We start from the raw sequence: 12775 nt of genomic DNA, 5'->3' as shown, positions 1-12775 counted from the left end.
GCCCAGCATCATGACAGGGCGTCAACCTCTCGCTACCCTCGGCGTTGACAACGATGTCGGGTCATATGACGCGTCAGACGAGAGGCGTGGACATGAGATGGACCGAACACCTGGGGCGGCGCGCCGGCGCGGCCGCGCTCGCCTTCGCGGCGACTCTGGCCGGGACGGCGCTCCTGCCGCCGCAGCCGGCCGCGGCGGCGGATGACCTCACCGGCCTGGTGAACCCGTTCATCGGCACGAAGAACGAGGGCAACACCTTCCCCGGTGCCGCCGTGCCGTTCGGCATGGTGCAGCTCTCCCCCGACACGGGTCACAGCACCGGCTACGACTACAAGGACGGCCACATCCGCGGCTTCAGCACCGTGCACCTGTCCGGGGTGGGCTGCCGGATCGGCGGCGACCTCCCGGTGCTGCCGACCACGGGCGAGGTGACGCTGACCGACAATGCCCGTTACGCGGCGGCGTTCGACCACCGCGACGAGGAGGCCCGCCCCGGCTACTACCGGGTCGGGCTCTCCTCGTACGGCGGCATCACCGCCGAGCTGACGGCGACCGCGCGGAGCGGCGTGCAGCGCTACACCTTCCCCGCGACCGACAAGGCCAACGTCCTGCTCGACACCGGCCAGTCGCTGCACCGCACGGTCTCCACCACCGTCGAGGTCGTGGACTCCCGTACGGTCCGCTCCACCATCACGGGCCGCGGCTTCTGCCAGGACACCCGCCCGTACACGCTCCACACGATCACCCGTTTCGACCGGCCCTTCACCGCGTTCGGCACCTGGAACGGCGACCGCGTCACCCCCGGCTCCCGGGCCTCGACCGGCACCGGCCGCAACGGCGCCTGGGTCCGCTTCGACACCACCCGCGACCGGGCCGTCGAGGCCACCACCGCCATCAGCTACGTCGACGCGAAGGGCGCGGAGGGCAACCTGCGCGCGGAGCCCGGCGGTTTCGACCGCGCGGCGCGCGCCGCGCGCGAGGCCTGGCAACAGCGCCTGGCGGCCGTCCGGGCCGTCGGCGGCGGCGCGCCGCTGCGGCGCGCCTTCTACACCTCGCTCTACCACGCGTTCCTCGCCCCCAACATCGGCAGCGACGCCGACGGCCGGTACACCGGCTGGGACCAGCGGCCGCACCGCGCCGACGGCTTCACCTACTACCAGAACTGGTCGCTGTGGGACACCTACCGCAGCCAGGCGCAGCTGCTGTCCCTGCTCGCGCCGCGCGAGTCGCGGGACATGGCGCTGTCGGTGCTGCGCGTCGACCGCGACGGCGGCTGGCTGCCCAAGTGGGGCTACGGCACGGTCGAGACGAACATCATGACCGGGGACCCGGTGACGCCGTTCCTCACCAACGCCTACCAGGCGGGGCTGCTGACGGGCCACGAGGAGGAGGCGTACCGGGCGCTGCGGAAGAACGCGGACGGGGTGCCCCCAGCCGACTCCCCGGCGATGGGCCGCGACGGCAACGCGGAGTACGTGAAGAACGGCTACGTGCCCTATCTGCCCGACCGTGCCAAGAAGAAGCCGGGCGACTCCGACGTCCAGCAGGGCGCGTCGGCGACCCTGGAGTACGCGCTCGCCGACGCGGCGCTCGCGAAGATGGCCCGCGGCCTGGGGCACCGCGCGGACGCCGAGCGCTACGCCGCCCGCTCCCGCAACTACCGCAATCTGTACGACCAGTCCACCGGCTTCTTCCGGGCCCGTGACGGCCAGGGCGTCTTCACCGGGCCCGCGGACCCGGCGAAGAGCGTCGGCTTCCACGAGGGCACGGCCTGGCAGTACCAGTGGCTGGTGCCGCAGGACATGCCCGGCATGGTCCGGCTGATCGGCGGCAGGGACAAGGCGAACGCCCGGCTCGACTCCTTCTTCGCGTACGACCGGCTGCTGCGGGACCCGGCGCGCACGGCCCGCGAGGTGTGGGTCAACGGCCCGTACGACTACTACAACGCCGACAAGTACAACCCGCAGAACGAGCCCGACCTCATCGCCCCGTACACCTATCTCTCCACCGGCCGGCCGTGGAAGACCACGGACGTGGTGCACGCGGCGCTGACCCTGTTCACCGACACACCGGACGGGATGACCGGCAACGACGACCTGGGCACCATGTCGTCGTGGATGGTCCTCTCCGCCATCGGCGTCTATCCGGTGCAGCCGGGCGGGGACGCCTGGGGGCTCAGCACCCCCGTGTTCGAGCGGGTGGACCTGCGGCTGGACCGGCACTGGTATCCGCGCGGGCAGCTGACGGTGACCGCGCCCGGCACCTCGGACACCGACCGCTACGTCCAGTCGGTCCGGCTCGACGGGGCGGCGCACGACCGGACGTACCTGACGACCGCCCAGCTCAAGAAGGCCGGCCGGCTGGACTTCCGGGTCGGTGCCACGCCCTCGCGGTGGGGCACGGCGCTGTCCGCGATGGCACCCGCCATCGGCTGAACCCCCGGTCCGGAGCGGGGCGGCGTCTTCCGTAGCCGCCGCCGCTCGGCGATGATGTTCGGCCCCGTCAGGTCGACGAGAGGACATGACACATGGCCAGGCTCCGCGCGGGTCAGGGCGTACTGCGCCGCAAACCGATCGAGACAATCGAAGAGGCGGAGACGGCCGAGGGGGGCGGCCCGGCGCAGCGGCTCACCCGCACCCTGGGGCTGTGGCAGCTGACGGCCATCGGTGTCGGCGGCATCATCGGCGCGGGCATCTTCAGCCTGGCCGGGACCATCGCCAACGGTGTCGCCGGTCCCGCCGTGCTGGTCTCCTTCCTCATCGCGGGGGTGGCGAGCGCGGCGGCGGCCTTCTCGTACGCGGAGTTCGCGGGCCTGATCCCGCGGGCCGGGTCGGCCTACACCTACGGCTACGCGGTGCTCGGGGAGATCGGCGGCTGGTTCATCGGCTGGGACCTGCTGCTGGAGTACACGGCGATCGTCGCGGTGGTGGCCATCGGCATCTCGGGCTACATCAACTTCCTGCTCGGGGAGATGGACGCCGAGCTGCCGAAGTGGATGCTGGGCGCGCCGGGGACCGGCACCGGGCACCGGGTCGATCTGTTCGCGGCGGTGCTGTGCCTGCTGATCGCCTGGCTGCTGACCATGGGCATGAAGAGCGCGGCGCGCTTCGAGACGATCGTCGTGGGGCTGAAGGTCCTGGTGGTCCTGCTGGTGATCGGGGTGGGCTTCTTCCATGTGAAGTCGTCGCACTACACGCCGTTCTTCCCGTTCGGGGTCAGCGGGGCCTTCACGGGCGCGGCCACGGTCTTCTTCGCCGTCTTCGGCTACGACGCGATGTCCACGGCGGCGGAGGAGTCGAAGGACGCGCAGCGTCACATGCCGAAGGCGATCCTCTACTCGCTGGCCATCTCGATGGTGCTGTACGTCCTGGCCTGCCTGGTGCTGACGGGCATGCAGAGTTACAAGGACATCGACAAGAAGAGCGGCTTCTCCACGGCCTTCAAGTCGGTGGGGCTGAACGGGATCGCGGACGTGATCGCGGTCGGGGCGATCATCGGCATCCTCACCGTCATGTTCACCTTCATGCTCGGCGTGACCCGGGTGTGGTTCGCGATGAGCCGGGACGGGCTGCTGCCGAAGTGGTTCGCGAAGACGCACCCGACGCGGCACGTGCCCACGCGGGTGACCTGGATCGTGGGCGTGGCGTCGGCGGCCATCGCGGGGCTGGTGCCGATCGGCGAGGCCGCGGAGCTGACCAACATCGGCATCCTGCTGGCCTTCGCGGTGGTGTGCACGGCGGTGATCGTGCTCCGCTACAAGCGGCCGGACCTGCCACGCTCCTTCCGCTGCCCGTGGGTGCCGGTGGTGCCGGCGGTCGGGGTGGCCGCGTCGATCTGGCTGATCACCTATCTGGCGTGGCAGACGTGGGTGCGGTTCGCGGTGTGGTTCCTGATCGGGATGGTCGTGTACTTCTCGTACTCCTACAAGCACTCGGAGCTGGCGCACGCGGACGCGCGGGGCATCCCCCAGGACTGACCGGCTACTTGAGCTGGGGGCACCTCCCAGCGGTAGCTGGGGGAGGGACAACCGACGGTCGGCGAGCGGTCTGCCGGCCGTCTGGCATGTCGGGCAGTACTGGAGGGAGGAGTCGCTGAAGGAGACCTCGCGGATGGTGTCGCCGCAGACCGGGCAGGGCTGTCCGGTGCGGCCGTGCACCCGCAGGCCGCTCTTCTTCTCCGTCTTGAGCTCCGCCGCCGCGTGGCCGCGCGCCCGCTCGACGGCGGCGCGCAGGGTGCCGCCCAGCGCCTCGTAGAGGGCGGCGGTCTCCTCCTCCGTCAGGCTCGCGGCCAGTTTGAACGGGGACATCCGGGCGGCGTGCAGGATCTCGTCGGAGTAGGCGTTGCCGATGCCCGCGATCACGCTCTGGTCCCGCAGGACGCCCTTGAGCTGCCTGCGCTCGCCGCGCAGCAGTGCGGCGAAGGCGTCGAGGGTGAACGCGGGGGCGAGGGGGTCCGGACCGAGCCGCGCGATGCCGGGCACGTCGGACACCTCGCGGACGCAGTGGACGGAGAGCCGTTTCCGGGTGCCCGCCTCGGTGAGGTCGAACCCGGCGCCGTCGGTGAGGCGCAGCCGCAGCGCGAGCGGCCCCTTGCCGGGGCGCGGCGGGGTGTCGGGGAGGCGGTCGTGCCAGCGCAGCCAGCCCGCGCGGGCGAGGTGGAGGACGAGGTGCGGGCCGCCGTCGGTGGCCAGGTCCAGGAACTTGCCGTACCGGGCGACGCCGGTGAACCGCCGGCCCTCGACGGCGCTCAGCGGCGGGTCGTACGTCTTGAGGACGGACACGGCCACCGGCAGCACCTGCTCGACCGTACGGCCGGTGAGGTGCTCGGCGAGGAATCCGGCGAGGGCTTCGACCTCCGGCAGCTCCGGCATGGCACCAGTCTGCCGTGGCGGGCGGGCGCGGCAAGTCGGCGGGCGGACCGGCCCGTCGGCGCGGCGGCCGGTGGGCCGGTCCCCGCTTCCGCCCGGCGGTTCCGGCCCGCGCCCCCCGGGCGCCGCGCGGACCGGAGCCGGGTCACCCCCGTTTGCGGCGCCACCGGGACCACGTCGCGGCCAGCGCGCCCGCGACCGCCGTCGCGGCCAGGCAGAGCGCCCAGTTGCGGACGTAGTCGAGCGGCAGCACCGAGGAGTTCTGGGTCGGCCCCGGGCGGAGGAGGGGCGGGATCGCCACCGCCGTCAGCGCCGCGGCCACCAGCAGCGTGCCGCGCAGCGCCCGCCGGCCCGGGACGCGCGCGACCACGAGGCCGACCGCCAGGGTGAGCGGCACCACGACGGCGTCGTGCACCAGGAGCATGCCGATCAGCCACTTCGCGACCTCCCACGGGTCCTGCGCGTCCACGCCGAAGAGCAGGATCCACGCCCCGACGCCCATGAGGGCCAGCCCGCACCCGCCGAGTACCACCCGCATCACAGCACCTCCATCCGCGCCACCCACTTGGTCTGGAGCACGCCCGGCCGGTTCGGGGCGATGATCCGGGCCGGGTGGCCGTGGTCGAAGGAGAGCGCCTCGCCGTTGAGGCGCAGGGCCAGGAGCGTGAGCGGGTCCCGGGCGTAGGTGTGGGGCATCACCATGACGCGGTACGCGCCGTGGGTCTCCAGCGAGGTCACCCGGATCAGGGCGCCGGGCGGTGCGCCCGCCCGGTCCAGCAGGTCCCGCACCCGGACGCCCGTCCAGTGCGCCGACTTGCTCCAGCCCTCCACGCAGGCGATGGGCAGGGTCACCTGCTGCTGCGGCAGGGCGCGCAGTTCGTCGAGGGTCAGGGCGTAGGGGCGCGGGCCGTCGACCCTCAGCCGCCAGTCCCGTACGGCGTCGGCGGTCACCCCGGCGCGCGCGGCGGTCCTGTTGACGGGCAGTCCTTGCGGGCCGTGGTCCGGGTGGCGAGGCGCCAGCAGGTCCAGCGCGCCGAGCGGGGTGAACGACTGGCCCACCGTCGTCACCGTCACCGCTCCGGCCGCCACTCCCACGGCCGTCAGCAGCGACCGCCGGTCGACGGCGTCCTCGGCGGGCAGCGCCAGGGTGCCCGCCGAGCGGCGCCGCCAATGCGCCCTGATCTCGGGGGCCTTGACCGCGACGTGCAGGACGAGCGCGCCGGCCAGCAGCCAGCCGACCGCGAAGTGCACGGGCACGAACGAGAAGGCGTAGGGGTACCACTGGGCGGTGTTGAGCAGCCCCGACGCCAGCTCGAAGAGCGCCGTCGCCACCAGCACCGCCACCGACAGCCGCTCCAGCGCGTGCCGCCACGACCGGACGACGGGCCGGGTGAACAGCCGTGGGTAGACCGTCCACAGCTTGGCCAGCAGCAGCGGGACCGCCGCGGTGCCGCTGGCCACGTGCAGCCCCTGGCTCACCCGGTACCCCCACCGGGGGCGGCTGGGCAGCACGTCCGACAGCGGGCCCGGGTGCTGGAGGAAGTGGCTGATCAGCCCGGTCACGAAGCACACGGCGACGGCCACCCCCAGCCAGCGGCCGATCGCGGTCGCGGTGCGGGCGTCGTGCAGCCGACCGCGGAAGCGCGGCAGGGGCGGGGGGAACGGGGGGAACCTCATGGCTCCATCAGACCGTGCGCGACGGCCCGTCCGGCGTGATCGACACCTTACGAAACGCGGACACCGGGGCAGGTCCGGGCCGTGACACGGGTTCCCGGTGCCAGGCTGGGCGCGTGAACTCCCGTACCGCCCTCGCCGTCACCTCCGCCCTGCTCGCCGCCCTCACGACCGTTCTCGCCGTGGCCGTCCACGGCGACGACTACGTCAGGGACCCGGCCGCGCTCACCGGCTGGTACGCGGCCGCGTGGGCGCTCTTCGCCGCGGCCGCGTGGGCCCTGCGCTCGGTGTCCGCCCGGCACGTCGCGCCGCTGGTGCTCGCGGGGTCGGTCGCCGTCGCGGCCACCGGGCTGCTCGCGGAGCCCCGTACCAGCTCGGACGCGTTCCGCTATGTCTGGGACGGGCGCGTGCAGGCCTCGGGCGTCTCGCCGTACGACCATGTCCCGGCCGACCCGGCTTTGGCGCACCTGCGGGACCGCTGGCTCTTCCCCGAGGGCGCGGAGTGCGAGCGGCCCGAACGGTTCCGTATCGCGTCGGGGGACGGGCGGGTGGCGTGCACCCGGATCAACCGGCCGTACGTGCACACCATCTACCCGCCCGTCGCCGAGGGCTACTTCCTCCTCGTCGAGGAGCTCTCGCCGCCGGGTGCCCGGCACAAGCCGTTCCAGGTGGGCGGCGCGGTGCTCGCCGTGGCCACCTCGGGGCTGCTGCTGTACGCGCTGCGGCGGCGCGGGGACGGCAGGGGCGCGGCGTACTGGGCGTGGTGCCCGGCCGTGGCCGTCGAGGCCGTCAACAACGCCCACGCCGACGTGCTGAGCGTGCTGCTGACGGTCGCCGCGTTCGCCGTCGTGAGCGCCCGCCGTCCGCTCGGCGGCGCCCTGCTCGGCGCGGGCATCGCGACCAAGCTGCTCCCGGCCGTCACCCTGCCGGGGGCCCTCAGCGGTCTCGCGGCGCGGGGCCGGGGACGGGCCGCCCTCGCGGTGCTGCTGCCCGCGGCGGCCGTCGTGGCGGTGAGCTATCTGCCGTACGTCCTGGTCTCGGACAGCTCCGTCTTCGGCTATCTGACCGGTTACACGCGGGAGGAGGGCTACGACGACGCCACCGTGAAGAACCGGTACGCCCTGCTGCGGCTGGTGTTCCCCGACAGCTGGGCCCTGCCCGTCACCCTGGCCGTGCTGGCCGTGGTGGCGGGGTACGTGCTGCGGCGCGGCGACCCGGCGCGGCCGTGGCGCGGGGCACTGCTGGTCACGGGGTCGGCCTTCCTGCTGCTGACGCCGGGCTACTCCTGGTACGCGCTGCTGCTCGTCGCGCTGGTGGCGCTGGACGGCCGGTGGGAGTGGCTGGGCGTGGCGGCGGCGGGGGCGGCGAAGTACGTGGGGGGCCGGGCGGTGGCCGATCCCAACGCGCTGGGGACGACGGCGTACGCGGTGGCCGCCGCCGCGGTCGCGGCGGGCTGGGCGGTGCGGCGCTCCCTTTCCCGGAGGGAAGAAGCAGGCCGGGGTTCCCGGAGGGAAAAGGGTGTCCTGAGGACATAAAATCGGGGCGAAAACGGCGTCGACCTCCGGAGAGCACGACCCTCATGACAGCCCGAGAGACCGGCGCCCACGATCCCTACGTCCGCGTGCGCGGTGCCCGCGAGCACAATCTCAAGGCGGTGGACGTCGACATCCCCCGCGACGCCCTGGTCGTCTTCACGGGCGTCTCCGGTTCGGGGAAGTCGTCGCTCGCCTTCGGCACGCTCTACGCCGAGGCGCAGCGCCGGTACTTCGAGTCCGTGGCGCCGTACGCGCGGCGGCTGATCCACCAGGTGGGCGCGCCCAGGGTGGAGGAGATCAGCGGGCTGCCGCCCGCCGTGGCCCTGGAGCAGCGCCGGTCGGCGCCCACCTCGCGGTCCTCCGTCGGCACCGTCACCACGCTCTCCAACTCGCTGCGCATGCTGTTCTCGCGCGCCGGGACCTATCCCGGGGGCGCGGCGCGGCTGGACTCCGACGCGTTCTCGCCGAACACCGCCGCCGGGGCCTGTCCGGAGTGCCACGGGCTGGGGCGGGTCCACCGGGTCACCGAGGAGTCGCTGGTGCCCGACCCGTCGCTGTCGGTCCGTGACGGCGCGATCGCCGCCTGGCCGGGCGCGTGGCAGGGGAAGAACCTGCGCGACATCCTCGCGGCCCTCGGGTACGACATCGACCGCCCGTGGCGCGAGCTGCCGCGGGCGGACCGCGACTGGATCCTGTTCACCGACGAGCAGCCGGTCGTCACCGTGCACCCGGTGCGGGACGCCGAGCGCATCCAACGCCCGTACAAGGGCACGTACATGAGCGCCAGGCGCTACGTCCTGCACACCGTCGCCGACTCCAAGAGTGCCCCCTTGCGGGCCCGCGCCGAGCGGCACCTGGTGAGCGGCCCCTGTCCGGCGTGCGGCGGGCGGCGGCTGCGCCCCGAGGCGCTGGCGGTCACCTTCGCCGGGCGGGACATCTCGGAGCTCGCCGCGCTGCCGCTCGCGGCCCTCGCGGAGACGCTGCGCCCGGCGTGCGGGGGCGAGGGTCCGGCCGCTGCCCTCGCCGGGGACCTCGTCGCCCGCGTCGAGGTGCTCACCGAACTCGGTCTGGGCTACCTCAGCACGGACCGGCCCACCCCCACCCTGTCGGCGGGCGAGCTCCAGCGGCTGCGGCTGGCGACGCAGCTCCGCTCGGGCCTGTTCGGTGTCGTCTACGTCCTGGACGAGCCGTCCGCGGGCCTGCACCCCGCCGACAGCGCCGCCCTGCTCACCGTCCTGGACCGGCTGAAGGCGGCGGGCAATTCGCTGTTCGTCGTCGAGCACCATCTGGACGTCGTGCGCCGCGCCGACTGGATCGTCGACGTGGGGCCGCGGGCCGGGGAGCACGGTGGGCGGGTGCTGCACAGCGGGCCCGTCGCGGGGCTCGCGGACGTCCAGGAGTCGGCGACCCGCCGGTTCGTGTTCCCCGACGGGCCGGTGCCCCCGGCCCGTACGCCCCGCCGTCCGTCCGGCGCGCTGCGGCTGCGCGGTGTCACCCGGCACAATCTCCGCGATCTCGACGTGGACGTCCCGCTCGGGGTGTTCACGGCCGTCACCGGCGTGTCCGGTTCGGGGAAGTCGACGCTGGTCGGGCAGGTCCTGGCGGAGACCGTGGCCGCCCACCTGGCGGGGGACGCCACGGAGGGCGCCGAGGGGCTGGACGCGGTGCACCGGCTCGTCACGGTCGACCAGAAGCCGATCGGCCGCACGCCGCGGTCCAACCTGGCCACGTACACGGGGCTGTTCGACGCGGTGCGCAAGGTGTTCGCGGCGACCGAGGGTGCCCGCGCCCGCGGCTACACCGTGGGCCGCTTCTCCTTCAACGTCGCCGCCGGGCGGTGCGAGACCTGTCAGGGCGAGGGGTTCGTCGCCGTCGAACTGCTCTTCCTGCCCGGCACGTACGCGCCGTGCGCCGCGTGCCGGGGCGCCCGCTACAACCCCGGGACGCTGGAGATCACCTATCGGGGCGCGACCATCGCGGACGTCCTCGACCTGACCGTCGACGCCGCGGCCGGGTTCCTCGCCGACGTGCCCGCCGCGCTGCGGAGCCTGCGCACCCTCCAGGACGTCGGCCTCGGCTACCTGCGTCTGGGGCAGCCCGCCACCGAGCTCTCCGGCGGGGAGGCGCAGCGCATCAAGCTGGCCGCCGAACTCCAGCGCGCCCGCCGCGGCCACACCCTCTACATCCTGGACGAGCCGACCACCGGCCTCCACCCGGCCGACACCGAAGTGCTGCTCCGCCAGCTGCACGGCCTGGTCGACGCGGGCAACTCGGTGGTCGTGGTGGAGCACGACATGACGGTGGCGGCGGGGGCGGACCACGTCGTCGACCTGGGGCCGGGCGGCGGGGCGGCGGGCGGTCGCGTCGTGGCCGAGGGCACCCCGGAGGAGGTCGCGGCGGCCGACGGCAGTGTGACGGCGCCGTACCTGCGCGCGGCGCTCGCGGCGCCGGGGTCACACGGGCGGTAGCGCGTCCGGCCCCAGGACCGGCGTCCCGCTCCGGTGTTTCCCCTCGCACGGCGTGGTGTGCTTGCAGAAGAACCCGCGCCCCCGGCACGAGGGGCAGCGGTGGGCCGCCGACATCTCCCCGTCCTCGCCGGACTGGCTCACGTAGAGCGTGAGCGCATGGTAAGTGCCCTCGCCCCGGCACCCCTTGCACAGGTGGTGCGGGCCGGGGCAGAGTGCGTCGGTCATGGGGGTGATGGTGCTCTTTCCGGGCCGCGCCTGTCCCTCCGTTCGCCGGCGTCTCCCCCGTTCTGCGTAGCCGGCGGCCCTCGCTACCGCCGCAACCCCATGAACTGCCTTTCGGATGCCTGCCATTGGTCCGTCACGCGCCATCCCGTCGCCGCCGCGTGCCGCCGCAGGGCCGGGGCTCCCACGCGCGCCCAGGGGAAGGCCGTGCCGGTGCGGCCGCGGCCGTCGTCCACGCGGACGTGGACCCGTTCGTCGAGGTCGGCCGCGGCCGCCTCGACGAGGAGGAGGCCGCCCGGGGCGGTGACGGCGGCGACGCGGGTGAGCAGGGCGTGGGGGTCGCCGCCGATGCCGATGTTGCCGTCGACGAGGAGCGCGGTGCCCCAACGGCCCTCGCCGGGCAGGGGGTCGAAGACCGAGCGGCAGAGCGCCGCGCCTCCCGTGCGGCGGGTGCGGGCGACGGCGGCGGGGCTCACGTCGACGCCGAGGGCGGGGCGGCCGCGGGCCGCCAGGGCGGCGACGAGGCGGCCGGGTCCGCAGCCCAGGTCGATGACCTCGCCCTCGCAGCGGTCGAGCACGGTCGTGTCGGCGGGGTCCGCGCCGCCGCACCAGCGCTCCACTTCGAGGGGCAGCAGCCAGCCGTCGGCGCGGCGGAGGAAGAGCGGGCCGCGTCCGACGCGGACGGCGTCGGCGTAGGGGTCGGCGCACCAGGGGGCGTCGGCGCGGGGCAGGCGCAGTTCGCTGACGGTCACCGGGCGCCGCCCCGTACGCCCGCCGTGACGGCTTCCGCGAAGAGTCCGTACGGTGCGGCGGCCGCGACGTGGGCCGCGTCGGCGGCGGTGTCGACGTCGCGGAGCTCGGGCAGGTCGCGTACGACGAGGCCGGCGTCCGTCAGGCGGCGGCGCTGGACGGCTCCGGTGCGGGCGGTGGACATGGGGACGCCGCGCAGCAGCGCGGGCCGCGGTTCGGCCAGTCCGAGCGCCCAGAACCCGCCGTCGGCGGCGGGGCCGAACCACGCGTCGCACCCGTGCCAGCCGTCGTCCGCCAGGGCGGGGGCGAGCAGTCCGGGGGTGATCTGCGGGGTGTCCATGCCGAGGAGCAGCGTGGGCCCGGCGCAGTCGGCGAAGGCGGCGGCGAGCCGTTCGTCGAGGCCGCCCGCGCACTGCGGTACGACGTCGAAGCCGGGCGGCAGCCAGTCGCCGGGGCGCCCGTCGAGCGCGAGCACGCGCCGCCGGGCGGGCATGGCGAGGACGGCGCGCAGGGTGTCGACGAGGGCCGCCTCGGCGATCCGGGCGGCCCGCTCCGGGCTGTACGGCGGGGTGAGCCGTGTCTTGACCCGTCCGGGCAGGGGTTCCTTGGCGATGACGAGGAGCGTGGTGGGGCCGCCGGGCGGCGCGGGCCGTCGGTTCATCGGGCCGCCACCTCCTCCGGGGCGGTCCGCAGGACGCCCCGCATGTCGTGGACCGCCTGCCAGGTGCCGCGCCAGGTGCCGGTCACCTTCGACGTGCCGGTGCGGGGGTGGTAGGGGACGTCCGTCTCGGTCACCCGCCAGCCCGCGTCGGCCGCGCGGACGACCATTTCCAGGGGGTAGCCGCTGCGCCGGTCGGTCAGCCCGAGGCCGAGCAGGGCCTCGCGCCGTGCGACGCGCAGAGGGCCGAGGTCGCGCAGGCGCAGGCCGGTGCGGCGGCGCAGCATACGGGCGAGCGCGGCGTTGCCGAGGCGGGCGTGGAGGGGCCAGGCGCCGCGGCCGTGGGGACGGCGGCGGCCGAGGACGAGGTCGGCGGCGCCGCTGCGCACGGTCGCCGCCAGCTCCGGCAGGAGCGCCGGGTCGAGGGAGGCGTCGCAGTCGCAGAAGCCCACGAGTTCGGCGTCCGCGGCGCGCAGCCCGGCGGCGCAGGCGGCGCCGAAGCCGCGGCGCGGCTCGTGGACGACGGTGGCGCCGAGCGAGTGGTGCCGATAGGTCGGCCGAACCCTTCGGCGTAGATCGCACACCATCCGCCGCGCAAGAC

The 12775-nt window shown here is 74.5% G+C and carries 10 protein-coding genes and 1 pseudogene; 4 read left to right on the top strand and 7 right to left on the bottom strand.

Translation table 11 applies throughout. The features are described from left to right. Positions 1-92: 92 nt before the first annotated feature. Both ACWD4A_RS24200 and ACWD4A_RS24195 read left to right on the top strand, forming a co-directional pair. Positions 93-2435: a GH92 family glycosyl hydrolase gene (locus tag ACWD4A_RS24200; protein ID WP_451197132.1), complete on the top strand. Its 2343-nt coding sequence runs from the start codon at positions 93-95 to the stop codon at positions 2433-2435. 92 nt (positions 2436-2527) lie between these two features. Next, positions 2528-3976 (top strand): amino acid permease, encoded by a 1449-nt coding sequence (locus tag ACWD4A_RS24195; RefSeq protein ID WP_451197130.1) that lies wholly within the window; start codon positions 2528-2530, stop codon positions 3974-3976. A 45-nt stretch (positions 3977-4021) separates the two neighbouring features. Here ACWD4A_RS24195 and ACWD4A_RS24190 read toward each other — a convergent pair. The 3 genes and pseudogenes from ACWD4A_RS24190 to ACWD4A_RS24180 form a co-directional block, all read right to left on the bottom strand. Continuing rightward, a pseudogene (locus ACWD4A_RS24190) lies at positions 4022-4870 on the bottom strand (Fpg/Nei family DNA glycosylase); the annotation flags it as partial. Between the two features lie 142 nt (positions 4871-5012). Next, positions 5013-5405 carry a hypothetical protein gene (locus ACWD4A_RS24185; RefSeq protein WP_451197128.1) on the bottom strand — a complete coding sequence of 131 codons (393 nt, stop codon included), beginning with the start codon at positions 5403-5405 and terminating at the stop codon, positions 5013-5015. Continuing rightward, positions 5405-6544 (bottom strand): molybdopterin-dependent oxidoreductase, encoded by a 1140-nt coding sequence (locus ACWD4A_RS24180; RefSeq protein ID WP_451197127.1) that lies wholly within the window; start codon positions 6542-6544, stop codon positions 5405-5407. Before ACWD4A_RS24180 ends, ACWD4A_RS24185 begins: the two co-directional genes overlap by 1 nt. 113 nt (positions 6545-6657) lie before the next feature. Here ACWD4A_RS24180 and ACWD4A_RS24175 point away from each other — a divergent pair, with 113 nt between their 5' ends. Next, positions 6658-8076 (top strand): glycosyltransferase 87 family protein, encoded by a 1419-nt coding sequence (locus ACWD4A_RS24175; RefSeq protein ID WP_451197125.1) that lies wholly within the window; start codon positions 6658-6660, stop codon positions 8074-8076. Positions 8077-8120: 44 nt separating this feature from the next. Further along, complete coding sequence (locus ACWD4A_RS24170) at positions 8121-10544, top strand: ABC transporter (protein WP_451197123.1); 2424 nt, start codon at positions 8121-8123, stop codon at positions 10542-10544. On the opposite strand, the gene ACWD4A_RS24165 is transcribed toward ACWD4A_RS24170, so the two are convergent. The 4 genes from ACWD4A_RS24165 to ACWD4A_RS24150 all read right to left on the bottom strand — a co-directional run. Further along, entirely contained in the window at positions 10530-10769 is a 240-nt protein-coding gene (locus ACWD4A_RS24165; protein WP_451197122.1) for a hypothetical protein, read from the bottom strand. The two genes, ACWD4A_RS24170 and ACWD4A_RS24165, sit on opposite strands and share 15 nt — an antisense overlap. An 83-nt stretch (positions 10770-10852) precedes the next feature. After that, complete coding sequence (locus ACWD4A_RS24160) at positions 10853-11518, bottom strand: methyltransferase domain-containing protein (protein WP_451197121.1); 666 nt, start codon at positions 11516-11518, stop codon at positions 10853-10855. Then, entirely contained in the window at positions 11515-12177 is a 663-nt protein-coding gene (locus ACWD4A_RS24155) for a TIGR04282 family arsenosugar biosynthesis glycosyltransferase (protein WP_451197119.1), read from the bottom strand. The genes ACWD4A_RS24160 and ACWD4A_RS24155 overlap by 4 nt, the downstream gene beginning before the upstream one ends. Beyond that, the coding region (locus tag ACWD4A_RS24150) for a glycosyltransferase family 2 protein (protein ID WP_451197118.1) at positions 12174-12775 on the bottom strand (602 nt) is incomplete at its 5' end. The genes ACWD4A_RS24150 and ACWD4A_RS24155, both read right to left, overlap by 4 nt.

The organism is Streptomyces sp. NPDC002537 (assembly GCF_053594975.1).
This window is presented reverse-complemented; position numbering and strand designations above follow the sequence as displayed.